Raw genomic sequence first — 18,910 nt, 5'->3', positions numbered from 1 at the left:
GCTACCGGCCATAAAAAAAGTTTGCTTTTGCGCCACCGGAACTTCTGTCCGAATGGCGCAAAAGCAAACTTAGAACAGATATGGCAATTGCCGAGACCAAGTAGAGATATTCAAAAAGAACGTCGATACAGCGGTTCCGAGGGCAATGCTGAGAAAAATGTATAGAATCTGTGCCTGCAAAACATGATGCTTGTGGATCCACTTTTCGAACATAATTGCCCGAAGCGCGTAAAAAGCGAGCCCTGTGAAAAAGATGTGGCTTAGGATGGAAATGGCGGCTTGGGTGCCGATCATCGTCTCCATATGATTCCCTCCCTGCTGGATAATAAAAAGCGGGCAAAAGTCAAATGCCCTTCTGCCCGCTTTTCATTTTATTGTACAGCTTCAGCGGCCGGATTTAAAGGCGCTTTAGCTTTTCTTTAAATGTTACCCTCATAAACGTTGATACGATTCATCGCACGTTTTAACGCTAATTCTGCGCGTTTAAAGTCGACTTCATCTTTGTGTGCCTGAAGCAGCGCTTCTGCCCGCTTCGCAGATTCTTGTGCACGCGCCAGATCGATGTCTGTCGCAAGCTCTGCAGATTGGGCAAGAATCGTTACTTTATCAGGACGAACTTCCAAGAATCCGCCGCTCACCGCTGCCAATTCCGTCGAGTTGTCTTTCTTCAACCGGACTGCGCCGATTCCAAGAGGTGCAACTGTCGGGATATGGCCAGGCAAAATACCCATTTCGCCTGTTGCCGTAACTGCTATTACCATAGAAACTTCTGAATCGTATACTGGGCCGTCGGGAGTGACAATATTGACTTTAATGGTCTGCATTTTTTTCCCTCCTGGTCCCTGGTTTTAGACTTCTACGCCCATGCCTTTGGCTTTTTCGATAACTTCTTCGATGCGGCCAACCAAACGGAAAGCGTCCTCTGGCAAGTGATCGTATTTGCCGTCAAGAATTTCTCTGAATCCTTTGATCGTTTCCTGTACTGGAACATACGAGCCTTTTTGGCCTGTGAACTGTTCAGCTACGTGGAAGTTCTGTGATAGGAAGTTTTGCACGCGGCGAGCACGGTTAACCGTAAGCTTGTCGTCGTCGCTCAACTCATCCATACCAAGGATTGCAATGATATCTTGAAGTTCACGGTAACGCTGAAGCGTTTCCTGGACTTCACGGGAAACTGCATAGTGTTCAGCACCAACGATTTCAGGCGACAATGCGCGTGAAGTTGATGCCAATGGATCCACCGCTGGGTAGATACCCATTTCAGAAAGTTTACGCTCAAGGTTCGTTGTTGCATCCAAGTGAGCGAAAGTTGTAGCTGGAGCCGGATCCGTATAGTCATCGGCAGGAACATAGATCGCTTGGATCGAAGTTACAGAACCTTTGCTAGTTGTCGTGATCCGTTCTTGCAATTGGCCCATCTCCGTAGCAAGTGTCGGCTGGTAACCAACCGCTGAAGGCATACGGCCTAGAAGGGCTGATACTTCAGATCCTGCTTGTGTGAAACGGAAAATGTTATCAATGAAGAGAAGTACGTCCGCGCCTTGTTCGTCACGGAAATATTCTGCCATTGTCAAACCGGTCAAAGCAACACGCATACGTGCGCCAGGCGGCTCGTTCATCTGGCCGAAGACCATTGATGTTTTCTTGATAACGCCAGAATCGCTCATCTCGTGGAACAAGTCATTTCCTTCGCGTGTACGTTCACCAACACCAGCGAATACAGAAAGACCGCCGTGCTCTTGAGCGATGTTATTGATCAATTCCTGGATTAGAACTGTTTTACCTACACCGGCACCACCGAAGAGGCCGATTTTACCGCCTTTGATGTAAGGGGCAAGCAAGTCAACAACTTTAATACCAGTTTCAAGGATTTCAACTTCAGTTGAAAGATGTTCGAATGTAGGTGCAGAACGGTGGATCGGGTTCCGCATTTCTGTTGCAGGAATTTCTTCCCCTAAGTCGATTACTTCGCCAAGTACGTTGAATACGCGGCCTAGTGTTACATCTCCAACTGGAACAGTGATAGCGCTGCCCAAATCGGTTACTACTGAACCGCGCTGCAAGCCGTCAGTGGATTCCATCGCAATTGTGCGAACAGTATCATCACCAAGGTGTAGAGCTACTTCAAGCGTCAATTTTACTTGAGGCTGATTTGGACGGTTGATTAATACAGTCAGGGCGTTGTAGATTGCTGGAAGATGGCCATCGGCAAACTTCACGTCTACAACCGGACCCATAACTTGAAGAACGTGTCCTGTGTTCATGCTGTTCCCTCCTGTCTTACTTTTTTCAAAACATGGCGCTTGAGCTCTTCTTTACGATTCGGCCCAAGCGCTTTATTTTTCTTTTATTTTAAATGAATGAATTATGTTCAGTCGTCGATATTCCGCAAAGCAGCTTCGCTTGCCGCGGGCGAGCGCCGAGCCGCTTCGTCGCTTCGCGACTCCAGGGTCTCGGCTGTCTCGCTTTCCCGCAGGCGTCTCCGCTGCTTTGCTCCATATCGACAAACAGATATCTCTTAATTCTATTCGAGAGCCGCGGCTCCGCCGACGATCTCAGTGATTTCCTGAGTGATTGCCGCTTGGCGCGCACGGTTATATGAAAGTGTCAAACCATTGATCAAATCAGTCGCGTTATCGGTCGCGCTCTTCATTGCGGTCATGGACGCAGCGTGCTCACTTGCCTTGCCGTCAAGAACAGCCCCGAAAATCAAGCTTTCTGCGTATTGCGGAAGAAGCACTTCTAAAATAGCTTCAGCAGACGGATCGAACTCGTAAGATGCAGTCGCTCCAGTCGCTTGGATATCCGTAAGAGGCAGGACTTTCTTTTCAGTGACTTCTTGCTGGATGGCAGAGACAAAGTGATTGTAGTACATATAAACTTCGTCATACGTACCGTCTGAGAACATACCAACAGCTTTGCGCGTAATTTCTTTGATGTCAGCGAAGGTTGGGTGATCCGGAAGCGCGATTGCGCTCTCGAGGATCGTCATGCCTTGCTTAGCGAAGAAATCCCGGCCTTTACGGCCAACGCTGAGGATAACAAACTCGTCATTGGATGTATGGCGCGAACGGATCCGGGCCATAACAGTCCGAAGAATGTTGCTGTTGTATCCGCCGACTAAGCCGCGATCCGATGTGATGACTAGGTAAGCTGTTTTCTGCACAGGGCGCGTTGTCATCATTGCGTGCGTCTCGTTCGATCCGGCTGCAATCGATGCCACGACGTCCTGGATTTTGTCCATGTAAGGAACGAACGCTTTCGCATTCAGCTCCGCACGGTTCAATTTCGAAGCAGAAACCATTTGCATGGCCTTGGTGATCTGGCTTGTTTTCTTGGTTGACGTAATTCGGTTCTTTATATCGCGTAAAGATGCCACTGGTATTTCACCACCTTATTATTTTTTCTTCTAATCCGGACTCTATTACTGTTCTGAACGTGCGAATGTGCGTTTGAAATCGTTGATTGCTGCGCCAAATGCTTCATCAGAAGGCAAACCTTGAGTCGTGCGGATCGTGTCCAAAACTTCAGTGTGGTTGGAATCCAGCCAGCTAGTCAATTCCGCTTCGAAGCGCTGGATGTCTTGGACAGGGATATCGTCCAGGAAGCCGCGAGTCAATGCATAGAAGATGACTACTTGTTTTTCAACTTTGATCGGATTGTTCAGATCCTGCTTCATTACTTCAACCGTACGCTTCCCGCGCTCAAGTTTGGCTGCAGTTGCTGCATCTAGGTCTGAACCGAACTGAGAGAATGACTCAAGTTCACGGTAAGCTGCAAGGTCAAGACGCAAGGTACCCGCAACTTTTTTCATCGCTTTGATCTGTGCTGAACCACCTACACGTGATACAGAAAGACCGGCGTTGATCGCTGGGCGTACACCTGAGAAGAATAGATCCGACTGAAGGAAGATCTGTCCGTCAGTGATCGAGATTACGTTTGTCGGAATGTAAGCGGAAATATCGCCCGCTTGCGTTTCAACGAATGGAAGAGCGGTAATCGAACCGGCACCCAAAGATTCGTTCAATTTTGCTGCACGCTCAAGAAGGCGCGAGTGCAAGTAGAAGACATCCCCTGGATAAGCTTCACGGCCTGGAGGACGGCGAAGCAAGAGTGAAAGTTCGCGGTAAGCAGATGCTTGTTTTGTCAGATCATCATAAACGATCAAGACGTGTTTGCCGTTGAACATGAACTCTTCCGCCATTGAAATTCCTGCATAAGGAGCAAGGAACAATAGTGGAGCCGGCTGTGAAGCCGATGCCGTTACAACGATTGTGTAATCAAGTGCGCCGTTTTTGCGGAGCGTTTCAACTACGTTACGGACTGTCGATTCTTTTTGGCCGATTGCCACATAGATACAGATCATGTCCTGGTCAGCTTGGTTCAAGATCGTATCGATCGCTACAGATGTTTTACCAGTCTGGCGGTCACCGATGATCAATTCGCGCTGTCCGCGGCCGATCGGCACTAGTGCATCAATCGCCTTGATGCCTGTTTGAAGCGGTTCATGAACCGATTTACGGGCCATAACGCCTTGTGCAGGGCTTTCGATTGGACGGGATTTTGTCGTGTTGATCGGGCCTAAGCCGTCAACAGGCATCCCTAGTGGATTTACTACGCGTCCGATAAGTTCCGGTCCAACTGGAACTTCCATGATGCGGCCAGTACGACGTACTTCATCGCCTTCTTTGATGTCTGCGAATGGCCCAAGGATGATGATACCAACGTTGTTGGCTTCCAAGTTCTGCGCCATACCAAGTACACCAGTTGAGAACTCGATAAGTTCTCCAGCCATGACGTTGTCGAGGCCATGAACACGAGCGATACCGTCACCGACTGTGATGACTGTACCAATATCGTCAACTTTCATTTCAGATTGATAGTTTTCAATCTGCTGCTTAATCAGTACACTGATTTCTTCAGCTTTGATGCTCATGTATGTCACCCTCTCATAATTTCTTAGATTAACCGATCAATTGACGCTGGAGGCGCTCAAGTTTCGAGCTGATCGAGCTATCGAAGATGCGGTTTCCGATTTGAAGACGCAATCCGCCGATAAGGGACGGATCAATGACGTTTTCAATTCGCAAAGCTTGTTTGCCGATTTTTTTCGCAAAGACCGATGAGATGTTCGCGCGTTCTTCTTCAGTCAAAGGACTTACAGAATAGACGATTGCATCTTCGATTCCTTTGGCAGCATTGTCCAGACGGACATACTCATCGACGATTCCAGAAACCTCGTCCAGGCGTTTCCGCTCAGACAAGATCTGCAATGTATTCAATACATAAACATTTCCTTGGCCGAAAAGGTTGGAAATGATGTTTTTCTTTTCGTTCGCTTCCAGTTTCGGGGAACTTAAAAGTTCAAGCAATTCAGGGTTCTGTTCGAATGCTTTCTGCACTTCGCGCAGGTCCTGCTCCACTTCAACCGAAGCATCGTGTTTCCCCGCAATTTCGAACAATGCTAAAGCATAGCGTTCTGCAGCTTGACTCATTGCACCTCGCCTGCCTTCGCAATCGTTTCGTTAATCAATTGGCGGTTGTCTTCTTCAGAAATTTCTTTGTTGAGAACTTTAGATGCTGCAAGCATAGACAACGCGACAACTTCTTCGCGGACTGCTGCTAGCGCCTGGTCTCTTTCGTTGGCAATTTCCTGCACTGCAGAGTCTTTCATGCGGCCAGCTTCAGCACGCGCAGTCGCGATAATGTCCTGACGCGAAACTTCGCCTTGCTTTTTGGCATTCTCTACGATTTCCTGCGCTTGAACGCGCGCTTCTTTAAGCATGCTGCGCTGTTCTTCAAGCAATTTCGCGGATTCTTGGCGGCTGTTTTCAGCCGTTTCGATTTCGCTTGCGATCAAATCTTCACGCTGCTGCATGATGCCCATCAAAGGGCCCCAAGCGAACTTTCTTAGCAAGAATAGCAATACTAGAAAGACGGTAAGCGTTGCAAGGATATCTCCACCGTTTAAAAATTCTCCAGCTGCACCGAGTACAAGGTGATCAAAAAACACGATTGTTTCACTCCCTTCAAGAGCCTAAAATTCAAATTGTTCTATAGTAAGATCTATGATTTGTAAGAATGTTTTTTTCGGAAATCAAATGGGTTATACAAACATAAATGGCGAAAAACATGCCGAAGCACTCCCGCCATTCTGCTCTTTGTATAAAGCCGGCTACTACTGGTTCATTACGATGAACGCGATAACTACGGCGATGATCGGTAGTGCTTCAACCAAAGCTACCCCGATGAACATTGTTGTTTGAAGAACGCCGCGTGCTTCTGGCTGGCGAGCGATACCTTCTACTGTTTTTGAAACGATAAGACCGTTACCGATACCTGCGCCTAGTGCTGCTAAACCTACTGCGATTGCTGCTGCTAATAAACCTAATGAACCTGTCATTGTGATGTGTCCTCCTCAGGATAGTTGTTTTTTTGTGTGCTCAATTCGAGCGTTTTATACTCAATGGTCGTCGCTAACTTTATGCGATATATAAACCATCGTCAACATAACGAAAATGAATGCTTGGATTGCCCCGATAAAGATCGAGAATCCTTGCCATACCATCATCGGAAGGAATGCTGCGGCAAAACCGACTACACTTGCTCCACCGAGTCCGGCCAATAAAGCCAATAAGATCTCACCGGCGTAAATGTTCCCGTAAAGACGCAGACCGAGTGTCAGCGTATTTGCGAATTCTTCAATGATCTTCAGCGGGAATAGGAATGACATCGGTTTGAAATAATCCGCCCCATAGCCTTTCACGCCTTTCATCTTGATGCCGTAGTAATGGCTTAAGACGATGATCATTGCCGCCAGTGTCATTGTCACAATCGGATCTGCTGTTGGGGATTTCCACCAAAGATCACCATTGATGATGATCGAGAACGGAAGCCCGAGCATATTCGATACGAAGATGAACATAATAAGCGTAATTCCTAGTACGTGGAATCGGCCGCCTGTTCTCCAGTCCATATTGCTTTTAATGATGCCCTTGACGAAATCCATGATCCATTCCATGAAGTTCTGCATGCCTGTCGGCTTGAGCTTCAGATTCCGTGTAGCGATAAAAGCAATTAGGAAAACGATAAGAGCGGCTACAATTAGCATCATTACGTTCGACAAGTTAAACCAGATCCCGAACACTTCATACATTGGAGCGCCATGATCCACGATAGTTTCACCTCTCTTTCCACTTTCTTAATGGTGTTTCACGTGATAAACAATCCGTTCTGCCAACAACAGAACATAAGGGACCATTAACCCAATTACCGTACTGACCAAGTGAATATGCTCTGCGAAAAGAATTGCTATCGCAACAGCGGCAACACCTGATGCAAACCGTAATGCCGTTCCAAGCGAACGAACTTTCGAGCCTTCTGCCACCGCCCGGTCGAATTTCTCCATCCGGCGAACCAAAATCCACATATTATAGATTCCGAACAAAGTTCCAATTATGAGGCCTGCGAAAACTGCCTGGTACGGGGTGAATCCCCAACCGATGACAAATGCCGCCAGGATGAAAAAGATCATCTTTTTTAAGCGTTCATAAATTTCCCTAAGTCCATCCATTTTTTTACTGGTCTCCTGATTCGAATTTTCGGACGGTCTGAAGCATCGCCCATATTCCGAGAGCTAATCCCAGGAACAGGAGGATGATCAAGAAAAGCGGGGCGGTTCCGAATTGTTCATCGAGCCACATACCTGTGAACAGACCGATGAGCACGGACCCGACAAGTTGTGAGAGGATGGCACTGTAAAGAGCCATCGCTTGTAAGGGACTTTTTGATGGGCGCATGATAAACCCCTCGAGTTTCGTTTGATTTGACATTTTACCCCTAAAAAGAGCAGTCGCATCAGGCTTTCAGAACAACATCTTTTATGTATGAAAACCTTCTCATGCATACCCTTTGTAAGCATACAATAGGGGTAAAATCATGTCAATTGCTAGTAGTGAAAAACATCACAAGCGATTTCGGCCCGACATATTGTTGACAAATTTAAATTTAAATGTCAAAACAGCCGGTTTTCCGCTTATTTATTCCCGAAATATTCGTGCAGCGCTTTGACGATCCGCATTGATGCTTTGCCGTCCCCGTAAGGGTTCGAAGCATGCGACATGCTTTCGTAAGCCGCCTTGTCCGTCAGCAATTCCTTCGCGAGGCGGTAGATGTCTTCCTCGTTCGTGCCGGCAAGCTTCAGCGTTCCGGCATCGATGCCTTCCGGGCGTTCGGTCGTGTCGCGCAGCACAAGGACCGGTTTGCCGAGCGACGGCGCTTCTTCCTGTACGCCGCCTGAATCCGTCAAGATGAAGAACGAGCGCGCTGCGAAGTTATGGAAGTCCAGCACTTCAAGCGGTTCGATCAAATGGACCTGGCGGTTGTCGCCGAAGATTTCGTTCGCCACTTCGCGCACTGCCGGATTCAAGTGGACCGGGTACACAACTTGGATATCGTCATGCTCTTCCGTCAGGCGTTTGATGGCACGGAACATATTGCGCATCGGTTCGCCAAGGTTCTCACGGCGGTGGGCAGTCAGGAGGATCATCCGGTCGCTGCCGATCTTCTCGAGCATCGGATGCGTGTAGTCATCGCGCACGGTCGTCTTCAATGCGTCGATGGCCGTGTTGCCGGTTACGTAAATCGTTTCCTCTTTCTTGTTTTCCGCGCGCAAGTTCTGTGCGGACTTTTCAGTCGGCGCAAAATGGATATCCGAAATGACGCCTGTCAGCTGGCGGTTCATCTCTTCCGGATACGGCGAGTATTTATTGAATGTACGGAGCCCTGCTTCTACGTGTCCCACTGCAATCTGGTTATAGAATGCCGCCAGGCTTGCAACGAATGTGGTCGTCGTGTCGCCATGGACCAGCACGATATCCGGCTTCGCTTCTTTCATGATTCCATCCAGGCCTTCCAGCCCGCGGACAGTAACGTCGCTCAGCGTCTGGCGCTCTTTCATAATGTTCAAATCGAAATCCGGTGTGATCTGGAAAGTCTCCAGCACCTGATCCAGCATTTCACGATGCTGTGCCGTGACCGCGACAAGCGGTTCGATCGTTTCCGGATGCTTTTGCAGTTCCAGTACGAGCGGAGCCATCTTGATCGCTTCCGGCCGCGTTCCGAAAATCGTCATTACCTTCAACTTTTTCATTGAGCATATCCCTCGCTTTGATTTGTTAAGGAGCGGCCCGGAGGATTCCCCAAAGGCTTGGAGAACCCTTCCCTTTCCGCTGGGTCCCTTACTTCGTTCCGAACAACCGGTCTCCTGCATCCCCAAGTCCCGGAACGATGTAGCCATGGTCGTTCAGTTTCTCATCAAGAGCCGCAATGTAAATGTCGACGTCCGGATGCGCCGCCTGCAAGGCTTCAACGCCTTCCGGAGCTGCGATGATGCACATGAAGCGGATTTTAGTCGCTCCGCGTTTTTTCAGCGAGTTGACGGCTTCGACTGCCGAACCGCCTGTCGCAAGCATTGGATCGACGACGATGAATTCCCGCTCCTGTACGTCGGACGGCAATTTCAAATAATATTCCACTGGCTGCAATGTTTCCGGATCGCGGTAAAGGCCGATGTGCCCCACTTTCGCTGCCGGTATCAATTTCAAGATGCCATCGACCATGCCGATGCCTGCGCGAAGAATCGGAACAACGCCCAACTTCTTCCCTGCCAGCACATTCGACTTCGCCATTTGCACCGGAGTTTCCACTTCAATTTCTTCAAGCGGCAAATCGCGCGTGATTTCGAACGCCATCAAAGTGGCGATCTCGTCCACGAGTTCACGGAACTCTTTTGTTCCGGTTGATTTGTCGCGGATGTACGTCAATTTATGCTGGATTAACGGGTGATCAAATACATATACCTTGCCCACTTGCACATCTCTCCTTTTCAAACATGATCTTAAACAGTATAACAGAATTTCCCGGAGCAAAGGAGAGCCAGCATGCATTGAGACTTTTCAGTTATTTTCAAAAGGAAATAAAAAAGGGGCACCGGTTCGATTCCGGTACCCCTTCGCTTTCCAACTCTCTATCTTGGTACTTCCCCTGCCCGATTGCTTCGCATTGCTTATAGAAGATTCGCTTCCTCGAGCGACATCGGCCGGTAGAAGTAATAGCCCTGGCCGTAGCGGCAGCCGGTGTCGATCAGCATGCGCCGCTGCTCCTCGGTTTCGATGCCTTCCGCGACTGCTGTCATGTCGAGATTGCCCGCAAGCTGGACAATCGTCCGCACTATCGCCAGCGTTGCCGGCTCGTGCATCCGGGAGATGAACGAGCGGTCGATCTTGATCTCGTGCACCGGGAGTTTCTGGAGGTAGCTCAGTGACGAGTACCCCGTGCCGAAGTCATCTATTGAACTGGTGAAGCCGTAATTCTGCAATTGCTTGAAGACTTTATAGGCCGTTTCAATGTCGACAAAGCCGATGCGCTCGGTGATTTCAAGGCGCAGCCATTCCGGCTCGATGCCATACTCAGCCGCCGTGTCCACCAGGTAAGGGATGAACGAATGGTGGAAGAAATGGTCGGTTGAGATATTGACTGCGACCTGGCGCAGTTCCAACCCGTGTTCGCGGCGTTTTTTCAGCCAGCTGAGCACGCGCTTCAGGACGTGCTGCTCCAGCATGCGGATCTTGCCGTTCTTCTCGGCTGCCGGAATGAAAACATCCGGCGAAATATTCCCAAGCTCCGTGGAAAACCAGCGGGCCAAGGCTTCAAAGCTGACGATAGCCCCGCTGTTCAAATCGACTTTCGGCTGCAGGTGGACATTGATTTCCTCCCGGCGTATCGCAGCCGTCAATTCATTGGCAATGCGCAAGTCGCGCATCATGAACTCGTCGTGCTCATTTTCGTAGTAGCAGATCGATTCGCCAGCTTTCAGTTTGGCTTTCGATAACGCACTGTCCGCGTGGCGGATCAGCTCATCCGGGTCGTTCTGTTTCGGCGTGATAATCGCCACGCCCATTTTCAGCGTCAGGAACAACTCCATATCCTGTATGCTGGCTGGCTCCACAGTACAATGACAAAGCACTTCCAGACAGTCAGGGACTTTGGTGAGTGGAGTCTGGCAAAATATAGCAATAGTCGAGTCTGAAAAACGGGCAATAAGGTTGTCGGTAGGCAACTTGGCTAAAAGGAACCGTTTGCCGACTTCCTTCACCACCGCATCTCCTGCACGGTGCCCGTATTGATCGACCATTTTGACATATTCATCCGTTGAAATAAAGGCGATGAAGCCTTCTTTCTGTTCATTGACCATATCGCCGATTTCATTCATGAAATAATTCCGGTTCGGAAGGCTGGTCTCCTTGTCGACATACGCCAATTCCAGAATATCCTCCTGCTGGCGGAAGTACTTGATGATGAGCGAAACGATCGGGGCGATCCCTTCAATAAACTCGCGGTCATCCTGAGCCAGTGAAGCCCGGAACGGGAAATAGATGCCGAAGGTGCCGATTGCGTCCCCGTCCGCATCGAGAATCGGAACCGACCAGCTCGAGACGAGCCCGAACATATCGACCAGGTTCTGGTGGTCTTTCCAGAGCGGGTCGGTCTTCATGTCTTCTACGACTACTGTTTCCTTGCGGTGGAACGCGGCTCCGCATGTACCGGTATTTTCTTCTGCATAAATTTCGCTGATTGCTTCATGGAAACGGTTCGGCATCGAGGTGCCGGCCGCTGCCCGGAACCGTCCGTCGTCCCCGACGAGCAGGACTGTGCATTTAGCGTCGTCATGGAAGAATGATTCGACGGTCGAACACGCTTTTTGGATCAGGTAGCTGAGCATATAGCCTTTTTCAATTTCATAATATGTCTCTTGCTGGAGCTTGATGAGCGCCTCCGCCCGTTTGCGGTCCGTAACGTCCCGCAGCAGCATCAATGTGAAACGGCCTTCCGTTTCTTCAATATCAATCGGCTGGATGGTGATTTCGTTCCAGAACGGCACGCCGTCTTTACGGTAATTGATGATTTCACGCGTACAGGCCTGTCCGTTGTCGATGCATGTCCGGATTTCCTTGCTTGTCCGCGGGTCCGTCTTCTTGCCATGCAAAAAACGGCCGTTCTTCCCGATCACTTCGTTTTCCGAGTACCCGCACATCTCTAAAAATGTCTGATTGGCATAGACAATCGGATTATCTTCCGCTTCGGGATTGGTGATGATAAATCCCGTCTGGAACTCGACTCCAATCCGCCGAAGCCAGTCAATAACTATACGTCTTTCCTCATTCATCTCTTTAATCGACATTAGCGGGTCCCCCATGCTTGTTTCAGTATGTATGGTCAAAAAAACAGCTGCCTGTAAAACACTTATGGCAGCTGTATTCCCTTATTTGTAGAGCGGAAAACTTGCTGTCAGCTTCGCTGTGCGTTCTGCAGCTTCTTTTTTCACGTTTTCGTCTTCCGGAGCTTTCAGAAGCGACGCAATGATGGAAGCCACTTCCTGCATTTCCGTTTCTTTAAAACCGCGCGACGTTACAGCCGGTGTCCCAAGACGGATTCCGGATGTCACAAACGGGCTTTCCGGATCGAACGGGATGGTGTTTTTGTTGGTCGTAATGCCGACTTCATCAAGCACATGCTCTGCAACTTTGCCTGTCAGGTTCAACGAGCGCAGGTCGAGCAGCAGCAAATGGTTGTCGGTTCCGCCAGAAACGATATCAACGCCTTCAGCCATCAGGCCTTCCGCCAATGCTTTGGCGTTTTTCACTACTTGGTCGATATACTCCTTGAATTCCGGCTGCTGCGCTTCGCCGAAAGCAACTGCTTTGGCAGCGATGACGTGCATCAACGGGCCGCCTTGGATTCCAGGGAAAATGGTTTTGTCGATCTTTTTCGCGAACTCCTCTTTGCAAAGGATCAAGCCGCCGCGCGGGCCGCGAAGTGTTTTATGGGTTGTCGATGTCACGAAATGGGCATGCGGCACCGGGTTCGGATGGGCTCCAGTTGCAACGAGTCCGGCGATATGCGCCATATCCACCATCAAGTAAGCACCGATTTCGTCCGCAATTTCACGGAATTTCGCGAAATCCAGTACGCGCGAATAAGCACTCGCGCCTGCTACGATCATTTTCGGTTTATGTTCAAGCGCTACGCGGCGCACGACATCATAATCGATCAATTGTGTTTCCGGATCCACGCCGTATTCCACAAAATTATACTGCATTCCGCTGAAATTGACCTTGCTGCCGTGCGTCAAGTGTCCGCCGTGGTTCAAGTTCATGCCCAGGATCGTGTCGCCTTTTTCCAGGACAGCTGTGTAGACCGCCATATTGGCCTGTGATCCGGAATGCGGCTGGACGTTTGCGTGTTCTGCGCCGAAAATTTCTTTCAGGCGATCACGAGCGATGTTTTCTACAATATCTACAAATTCGCAGCCGCCGTAATAGCGCTTGCCTGGGTAGCCTTCAGCGTATTTGTTCGTGAGAACAGAGCCTTGGGCATCCATCACTGCTTGTGATACAAAGTTTTCAGATGCGATAAGTTCGATATTCGATTCCTGACGTTCTTTTTCCGCTTGCATTGCTTCATAAACTGCCGGGTCCTGCGTCTTAATCAATTCCATCTGTGAATCCCTCCTGTAGTTGAACAAGCTCACGATCATACCTTGCGCGCACGCCTCCGATCAATTTCGGCCGGGTCGTAGCTGCTGACACAATCGCTTCTCCTACTAGTTTAACAGAAGTACGCAGTGGAACGGCTACTCTTTTTAAATGCATGCCGATCATTGTCTGCCCGATGTCGATTCCGGCGTGCGCCTGGATCTCCTCTACCACGACCGGATCGGTCATCGCGGTGAATGCGTAGGCACTCATCGACCCTCCGGCTTTCGGCACGGGAATGACGGTGACCGGCTCCCAGCCATATTTCTCAGCTGCCTGGCGCTCGACTGTCAAAGCGCGGTTGATATGCTCACAGCCTTGGAATGCGAGAAAAATACGGTGGCGCGCAGCAAACTTCTCAAGCGCAGGATACAAATCCCCTGCAATGTCCAGTCCCCCGCCCGTGCCGATGCGTTCGCCTGCCACTTCGGAAGTGGAGCAGCCGACCACAAACACCTGGCCTTTTTTGAATTGGATCTGCTGTTCTAATTCACTCAACACTTCTTCCAGTTGCAATTCCCATAAAGCTTGCATATCTTCCACCCCTTCAATCAGTTTTCGAGGTTCGTAATTTTCTGGATGCGGTTTTCATGGCGTCCGCCTTCGAATTCTTCGGAAAGCCAAGTTTTCACGATTTCGCGCGCCAATCCGGATCCGATGACCCGTTCGCCCATCACCAGGACATTGGAATCATTGTGCCCGCGCGTGGCTTTTGCACTGAAGACGTCATGCACCAATGCAGCGCGTACGCCTTTGATTTTATTGGCTGCGATCGACATGCCGATGCCCGTTCCGCAAATCAGGATGCCGCGGTCATATTCGCCTGCAGCTACCGCTTGAGCGACCGGTTTTGCATAATCCGGGTAATCGACGGAATCGTCCGTTTGAGGGCCGAAATCCTTGTAGTCGACGCCGATTTCATCAAGCAGGTTCATTACATCTTTGCGGAGAACATTTCCGCCGTGGTCGGATGAGATTGCTATTTTCATGTAAACCCTCTTTTCTTTTTGCTGGTTGGCGGACTGCAGGTTTTCACAGCCCACTTTCATACTATTCTATCATCATTAGCGCAAAAATACATGCATGGCAATCACTCCCCCTAAACCGGAGAGCTGGGATAGAGGAGGGGGGAAAGAGTCCCCAAAAATGAAAAACTGCAGCTGCCCCGATTTGTAAAAGGGGAACTGCAGTATCGGGATACTGTGAAGTAATGAAGAAAATAGATATATGCCGCTTCGGCGCTTTGGGCATGGCTCTCGCCATGAGCCGGGAAGGACATCCGTCTCATTGCTTCGCCTAGCCCGTAGGCGCGCCGGCGCTGGTCTAATTCATTGAATCCTGAACACTTCACCCAGTTAGCAGTACTTTCAGAGATATGAAGCAAAACAGCGGAGACGCCCGCGGGAAAGCGAGACAGCCGAGACCCCGCAAGCCGCAACGCGGCTGAGGAGGCTTGGCGCTCGCCCGCAGGCAAGCGCAGCTGTTTTGCGGAATATCGGTTATTACAAACCCCTACTTCACCGTATAACGAAATTGTTTGCCGGATTCATTCCGCTATTTTATCCACAAGTTTATCAATCAGCGTTTTCAATTCGCTGTAGGTCTGTTGGTATGTGGATAACGGGCCGCCGTAAGGATCACTGACATCGGCCGGGATGCCATGGGTGAACTCGATCAGTGTGTAGATTTTATCGGACGCTTCGGGATAGTTCTGGATGAGATACTCTTTATGGGAGGCTGTCATAGTCAGTACGAGCGTCGACCATTCCAGGTCCTGGCGGGTCAATTGCTTCGCTGAATGCGAAAAGTCGATTCCATCATTTTCTAATACAGTCTGGGCGTTACGGGAAAGCGGTGCCTCTCCGGCAAAAATGCCGGCAGAACGCACTTCAACCCCCGGCAGCCCTTTGGCAGAAAACAGCGCTTCAGCCATCGGGCTGCGGCATGTGTTTCCTGTGCAGACAAAGAAAATCCTCATAGTTTCCTCACCTTTCCTTTAGGGTCAGCTGAACCATTTGTGGTCAGCCGCTTTTTCCAGGCGGTTCATCAAGGCATCGCCTTTTTCCGGATTCAATGGAACTACCGCCAATACAAGATCCGCTTTCATTAAATCACATTTCCGCAAGCTGTCATACAAGGCTTCCCCTGACAGCTCAAAATGAAAATCAGCCTGCGGGTAGCTTTCCGCGCTAAGTACAGCTACCTTTTTGCCGCTCCTTTGAACATGTTCAATGGCTTTTTGTATCAAGGCCGGTTTATCTTCTATTAAATAGACAGGCGCTTCCGGTGCATAATGGATATACTTCATGCCCGGCGCTTTTGGTGCGTTGTTCTTGATTTCAGTCGATAGGTGGACGGTGCCGATTTCCGCTTCGAGCTGATGTTTGGAGATTTTGCCCGGACGCAGGATCACCGGCGGCTCGGAAGTCATATCCAGCACAGTCGACTCAAGGCCGATTTCCGTTGCGCCGCCGTCCAGAATGAGCGGAATGATGCCATCCATGTCATGGTAGACATGTTCCGCCAGTGTCGGGCTCGGCTTCCCGCTGATGTTGGCGCTTGGAGCAGCAATCGGAATCCCTACGCGTTTCAGCAGGTTCAAGGCAACCGGGTGGTCAGGTACACGGATTCCGACGGTGTCCAGATCTGCAGTGACATTTCCCGCAAATGTGCCCGGCGACGCCTGAAGGATCAGCGTCAAAGCTCCAGGCCAGAAAGTATCCATGATATGCAGCGCTTTATCCGATACGTTCTGCACGTAATGGAGCGCACTTTCTTTCGAATCGACATGGACAATCAACGGATTGTCGGCAGGGCGTCCTTTCGCTTCAAAGATTCTGCTGACCGCTTCCCCGTTGGTCGCGTCAGCGCCGAGGCCATAGACGGTTTCAGTCGGAAAAGCGACAACGCCGCCGTTTTTCAGGATTTCCACAGCCTGTGTATATGTTTCTTCTTTATTCACATTCCTATCCACAAGAATGGTTTGCGTTTCCATGTGAACAACTCCTATTTTACCAGGTTTTCCGAATAGTTACCCACATTCGGTGGATAACTATCCGGTGATTGTGCGCAATATGTTAGCAACTTATGCATTTATGCAAAAAACCATGCGGTCGTTTCTGTTGATATCTTTTTTAACGTAAACGTGCGCTTGGGGAAAAACCTCTTTCAAGAGAGCTTCCACTGCTTTTCCCTGCTCATGCCCGATCTCAAACCCGATGATGCCGGGTTTATTCAAGAGTCTAGGCAATTGCTGTGCCATCTTTTCGTAAAGTGCAAGCCCGTCGTTTTCCGCAAAAAGCGCATTATGCGGTTCAAAATCCCGAACCGTGTCGGACAGGCTGTCCGCTTCGCGATGGGCGATATATGGCGGATTCGACAGGACGATATCCCATTTCCGGCCCTGGAGCGGCTCCGCCAAATCCCCGAGTTCAAACGCGATGTCTGCTCCGAGGCGCGCCGCATTGGCCTTGGCGGTTTCAAGCGCCCTAGCTGATATATCGGTAGCTGTCACAGCAGCACCGAGCATTTCGCATTTCATCGTAATCGCGATGATGCCGCTTCCCGTCCCGATATCGGCGATTGACGGTTTTTGATCCGGGAAGTGCTGCGCTGCCAATTGCAGCGTTTCTTCTACCAGCTCTTCCGTTTCCGGCCGGGGAATGAGGACGTCGCGATTCACCGCGAAGGTGCGGCCGTAGAATTCCTCTACGCCGGTCAGATGCTGGACCGGAACGCCCGCTGCATGCCCTTCGATGTTCCGCCAGAATGCCTCGAATGCCTCCGGTGCCATATCATCCCGAAGCGATGCCAGGAGTGCCGCCTGCGACAGGCCCAATTGATGCTGCAATAGGATCCTCGCCGCATTTTCCTCGCGGCCATGGTCTTTTAAAAAAGAAGAAGCCCGGTTAAGGGCCTCAAATACTCGTTTCACTTCAGTCATTGTTCAACGCTTCCATCTTGGCCGATTGCTCTTCGACAACCAGCGCTTCGACAATTTCATCCATTTTGCCTTGCATGATCTGGTCCAGCTTCTGGATCGTCAATCCGATGCGGTGGTCGGTCACGCGGTTCTGCGGGAAATTATAAGTGCGGATCCGTTCTGAACGGTCGCCCGTCCCGACAGCAGATTTGCGCACTGCGTCATATTCGGCTTGTGCTTCCTGCTGGAATTTATCATAGACGCGGGCGCGCAAGACTTTCATGGCGCTCGCTTTGTTCTTGATCTGTGATTTTTCATCCTGGCACGTTACGACCGTGTTTGTCGGAATGTGCGTCAGGCGGACTGCGGACATCGTCGTGTTGACGGACTGTCCGCCAGCGCCTGAGGACGCATACGTATCGACGCGGATATCGTTGTCGTGGATTTCCACTTCCACTTCTTCCACTTCCGGCAAACACGCAACTGTCGCGGTGGATGTATGGATCCGGCCGCCGGATTCGGTTTCGGGAACCCGCTGGACGCGGTGTGCGCCGTTTTCGTATTTCAGCTTCGAATACGCGCCTTTCCCGGCAATCATGAAGACGATCTCTTTAAAGCCGCCAAGCCCAGTCGGATTCGAATCCATAACGGTCACTTTCCAGCCATTCGATTCCGCGTAGCGGCTGTACATGCGGTAAAGGTCGCCGGCAAACAGCGCAGCTTCGTCCCCGCCTGCAGCGCCACGGATCTCCATGATGACGTTCTTGTCATCATTCGGGTCTTTCGGGATCAATAAAATATGGAGCCGTGCTTCAATCGTTTCCAATTGTGCTTCAAGGTCGCTTACTTCCTCTTTGACCATCTCGCGCATATCCGGATCCAATTTGTCATCGAACATCGCCTTCGCTTCGCTCAATTGCTCTTTCAGGTCCTTGTATTCACGGTATGCTTCCACCGTTTCCTGCATATCGGACTGCTCTTTTGAATATTCCCGCAGTTTGTTTGTATCGCTGACGATCGCCGGATCGCTCAGCAGCTCATTCAAACGGTCATATCGATCTTCTACTGCTTGTAATCGATCAAACATTTCCGTATCACCTCTGTTTCTATTTACTTTTTATATTATATAGAAGAAACTGCTCCAAGCGGACGCTTGCGTTTTTTCCTTCTTTAGTAAAATGAATAAATAATCTATATATGGCGATATTCCGCAAAACAGCTCAGCTTGCCGCGGGGTCTCGAGCGCCTCGCTTTCCCGCAGGCGTCTGCGCTGTTTTGCTCCATATCTTTGAAAGATGCAATACCACCTTAAAACTCATTATAAATAAGAGAGCACACCAGCGACGGCGCGCCCAAGGGCTGGGCGAAGCAATAAGACTGGCGGTTTTCCCGG

At 50.1% G+C, this 18,910-nt stretch carries 21 protein-coding genes; all 21 read right to left on the bottom strand.

Annotated features, from left to right (window positions below):
• Positions 1–69: 69 nt before the first annotated feature.
• On the bottom strand, positions 70–303 hold the full coding sequence (locus ACTL32_RS00650) for a DUF1146 family protein (protein WP_441339661.1): 234 nt from the start codon (positions 301–303) through the stop codon (positions 70–72).
• 116 nt (positions 304–419) lie between these two features.
• Positions 420–824, bottom strand: coding sequence for a F0F1 ATP synthase subunit epsilon (locus ACTL32_RS00645; RefSeq protein ID WP_204891056.1), 405 nt, complete (start codon positions 822–824; stop codon positions 420–422).
• 24 nt (positions 825–848) lie between these two features.
• The gene (atpD, locus tag ACTL32_RS00640; RefSeq protein WP_204891057.1) at positions 849–2,264 is read right to left on the bottom strand and encodes a F0F1 ATP synthase subunit beta; all 1,416 of its coding nucleotides are present in this window, start codon (positions 2,262–2,264) and stop codon (positions 849–851) included.
• A 260-nt stretch (positions 2,265–2,524) separates the two neighbouring features.
• Positions 2,525–3,379, bottom strand: coding sequence for an ATP synthase F1 subunit gamma (gene atpG / locus ACTL32_RS00635; RefSeq protein ID WP_441339660.1), 855 nt, complete (start codon positions 3,377–3,379; stop codon positions 2,525–2,527).
• A 45-nt stretch (positions 3,380–3,424) separates the two neighbouring features.
• Positions 3,425–4,936, bottom strand: a complete 1,512-nt coding sequence (gene atpA, locus ACTL32_RS00630) for a F0F1 ATP synthase subunit alpha (RefSeq protein WP_441339659.1) — start codon at positions 4,934–4,936, stop codon at positions 3,425–3,427.
• A 28-nt stretch (positions 4,937–4,964) separates the two neighbouring features.
• Positions 4,965–5,495 (bottom strand): F0F1 ATP synthase subunit delta, encoded by a 531-nt coding sequence (locus ACTL32_RS00625; protein WP_441339658.1) that lies wholly within the window; start codon positions 5,493–5,495, stop codon positions 4,965–4,967.
• Positions 5,492–6,013: a F0F1 ATP synthase subunit B gene (atpF, locus tag ACTL32_RS00620; RefSeq protein WP_441339657.1), complete on the bottom strand. Its 522-nt coding sequence runs from the start codon at positions 6,011–6,013 to the stop codon at positions 5,492–5,494. The genes ACTL32_RS00625 and atpF overlap by 4 nt, the downstream gene beginning before the upstream one ends.
• Before the next feature lie 165 nt (positions 6,014–6,178).
• Positions 6,179–6,403 (bottom strand): F0F1 ATP synthase subunit C, encoded by a 225-nt coding sequence (gene atpE, locus ACTL32_RS00615; protein ID WP_006829234.1) that lies wholly within the window; start codon positions 6,401–6,403, stop codon positions 6,179–6,181.
• A 60-nt stretch (positions 6,404–6,463) separates the two neighbouring features.
• Complete coding sequence (gene atpB, locus ACTL32_RS00610; protein ID WP_441339656.1) at positions 6,464–7,174, bottom strand: F0F1 ATP synthase subunit A; 711 nt, start codon at positions 7,172–7,174, stop codon at positions 6,464–6,466.
• Between the two features lie 27 nt (positions 7,175–7,201).
• Positions 7,202–7,573: an ATP synthase subunit I gene (locus ACTL32_RS00605; RefSeq protein WP_204891063.1), complete on the bottom strand. Its 372-nt coding sequence runs from the start codon at positions 7,571–7,573 to the stop codon at positions 7,202–7,204.
• Between the two features lie 4 nt (positions 7,574–7,577).
• Complete coding sequence (locus tag ACTL32_RS00600; protein WP_204891064.1) at positions 7,578–7,799, bottom strand: AtpZ/AtpI family protein; 222 nt, start codon at positions 7,797–7,799, stop codon at positions 7,578–7,580.
• Between the two features lie 236 nt (positions 7,800–8,035).
• Positions 8,036–9,151, bottom strand: a complete 1,116-nt coding sequence (wecB, locus tag ACTL32_RS00595; protein WP_441339654.1) for a non-hydrolyzing UDP-N-acetylglucosamine 2-epimerase — start codon at positions 9,149–9,151, stop codon at positions 8,036–8,038.
• An 88-nt stretch (positions 9,152–9,239) separates the two neighbouring features.
• Positions 9,240–9,869, bottom strand: a complete 630-nt coding sequence (upp, locus tag ACTL32_RS00590; RefSeq protein ID WP_204891066.1) for a uracil phosphoribosyltransferase — start codon at positions 9,867–9,869, stop codon at positions 9,240–9,242.
• A gap of 197 nt (positions 9,870–10,066) precedes the next feature.
• Positions 10,067–12,241 (bottom strand): EAL domain-containing protein, encoded by a 2,175-nt coding sequence (locus ACTL32_RS00585; protein WP_441339653.1) that lies wholly within the window; start codon positions 12,239–12,241, stop codon positions 10,067–10,069.
• An 81-nt stretch (positions 12,242–12,322) separates the two neighbouring features.
• The gene (gene glyA, locus ACTL32_RS00580; RefSeq protein WP_441339652.1) at positions 12,323–13,558 is read right to left on the bottom strand and encodes a serine hydroxymethyltransferase; all 1,236 of its coding nucleotides are present in this window, start codon (positions 13,556–13,558) and stop codon (positions 12,323–12,325) included.
• A complete protein-coding gene (locus ACTL32_RS00575) occupies positions 13,545–14,129 on the bottom strand; it encodes a TIGR01440 family protein (RefSeq protein ID WP_441339651.1) in 585 nt (194 codons plus the stop codon). Before ACTL32_RS00575 ends, glyA begins: the two co-directional genes overlap by 14 nt.
• 17 nt (positions 14,130–14,146) lie before the next feature.
• Positions 14,147–14,584, bottom strand: coding sequence for a ribose 5-phosphate isomerase B (rpiB, locus tag ACTL32_RS00570; protein ID WP_441339650.1), 438 nt, complete (start codon positions 14,582–14,584; stop codon positions 14,147–14,149).
• A 557-nt stretch (positions 14,585–15,141) separates the two neighbouring features.
• Complete coding sequence (locus ACTL32_RS00565) at positions 15,142–15,573, bottom strand: low molecular weight protein arginine phosphatase (RefSeq protein ID WP_441339649.1); 432 nt, start codon at positions 15,571–15,573, stop codon at positions 15,142–15,144.
• A gap of 24 nt (positions 15,574–15,597) precedes the next feature.
• A complete protein-coding gene (locus tag ACTL32_RS00560) occupies positions 15,598–16,590 on the bottom strand; it encodes an L-threonylcarbamoyladenylate synthase (protein WP_441339648.1) in 993 nt (330 codons plus the stop codon).
• A gap of 90 nt (positions 16,591–16,680) precedes the next feature.
• Positions 16,681–17,538 (bottom strand): peptide chain release factor N(5)-glutamine methyltransferase, encoded by an 858-nt coding sequence (gene prmC / locus ACTL32_RS00555; protein ID WP_441339647.1) that lies wholly within the window; start codon positions 17,536–17,538, stop codon positions 16,681–16,683.
• The gene (gene prfA / locus ACTL32_RS00550; RefSeq protein WP_441339646.1) at positions 17,531–18,604 is read right to left on the bottom strand and encodes a peptide chain release factor 1; all 1,074 of its coding nucleotides are present in this window, start codon (positions 18,602–18,604) and stop codon (positions 17,531–17,533) included. Before prfA ends, prmC begins: the two co-directional genes overlap by 8 nt.
• Positions 18,605–18,910: the final 306 nt, after the last annotated feature.

This window comes from Planococcus sp. FY231025 (assembly GCF_052078085.1).
GTDB lineage: Bacteria > Bacillota > Bacilli > Bacillales_A > Planococcaceae > Planococcus.
The sequence above is the reverse complement of the archived record's forward strand: the minus strand, read 5'-3'. Positions and strand labels throughout refer to the sequence as shown.

Excerpts from the sequence above, each read along its gene's own strand:
- atpA (WP_441339659.1), bottom strand. The coding sequence starts at position 4,936 with ATGAGCATCAAAGCTGAAGAAATCAGTGTACTGATTAAGCAGCAGATT.
- ACTL32_RS00605 (WP_204891063.1), bottom strand. The coding sequence starts at position 7,573 with ATGGATGGACTTAGGGAAATTTATGAACGCTTAAAAAAGATGATCTTT.
- wecB (WP_441339654.1), bottom strand. The coding sequence starts at position 9,151 with ATGAAAAAGTTGAAGGTAATGACGATTTTCGGAACGCGGCCGGAAGCG.
- ACTL32_RS00565 (WP_441339649.1), bottom strand. The coding sequence starts at position 15,573 with ATGAGGATTTTCTTTGTCTGCACAGGAAACACATGCCGCAGCCCGATG.
- ACTL32_RS00625 (WP_441339658.1), bottom strand. The coding sequence starts at position 5,495 with ATGAGTCAAGCTGCAGAACGCTATGCTTTAGCATTGTTCGAAATTGCG.
- rpiB (WP_441339650.1), bottom strand. The coding sequence starts at position 14,584 with ATGAAAATAGCAATCTCATCCGACCACGGCGGAAATGTTCTCCGCAAA.
- ACTL32_RS00575 (WP_441339651.1), bottom strand. The coding sequence starts at position 14,129 with ATGCAAGCTTTATGGGAATTGCAACTGGAAGAAGTGTTGAGTGAATTA.
- atpE (WP_006829234.1), bottom strand. The coding sequence starts at position 6,403 with ATGACAGGTTCATTAGGTTTATTAGCAGCAGCAATCGCAGTAGGTTTA.
- ACTL32_RS00645 (WP_204891056.1), bottom strand. The coding sequence starts at position 824 with ATGCAGACCATTAAAGTCAATATTGTCACTCCCGACGGCCCAGTATAC.
- ACTL32_RS00650 (WP_441339661.1), bottom strand. The coding sequence starts at position 303 with ATGGAGACGATGATCGGCACCCAAGCCGCCATTTCCATCCTAAGCCAC.
- prfA (WP_441339646.1), bottom strand. The coding sequence starts at position 18,604 with ATGTTTGATCGATTACAAGCAGTAGAAGATCGATATGACCGTTTGAAT.
- prmC (WP_441339647.1), bottom strand. The coding sequence starts at position 17,538 with ATGACTGAAGTGAAACGAGTATTTGAGGCCCTTAACCGGGCTTCTTCT.
- ACTL32_RS00600 (WP_204891064.1), bottom strand. The coding sequence starts at position 7,799 with ATGCGCCCATCAAAAAGTCCCTTACAAGCGATGGCTCTTTACAGTGCC.
- ACTL32_RS00585 (WP_441339653.1), bottom strand. The coding sequence starts at position 12,241 with ATGTCGATTAAAGAGATGAATGAGGAAAGACGTATAGTTATTGACTGG.
- ACTL32_RS00560 (WP_441339648.1), bottom strand. The coding sequence starts at position 16,590 with ATGGAAACGCAAACCATTCTTGTGGATAGGAATGTGAATAAAGAAGAA.
- atpD (WP_204891057.1), bottom strand. The coding sequence starts at position 2,264 with ATGAACACAGGACACGTTCTTCAAGTTATGGGTCCGGTTGTAGACGTG.
- glyA (WP_441339652.1), bottom strand. The coding sequence starts at position 13,558 with ATGGAATTGATTAAGACGCAGGACCCGGCAGTTTATGAAGCAATGCAA.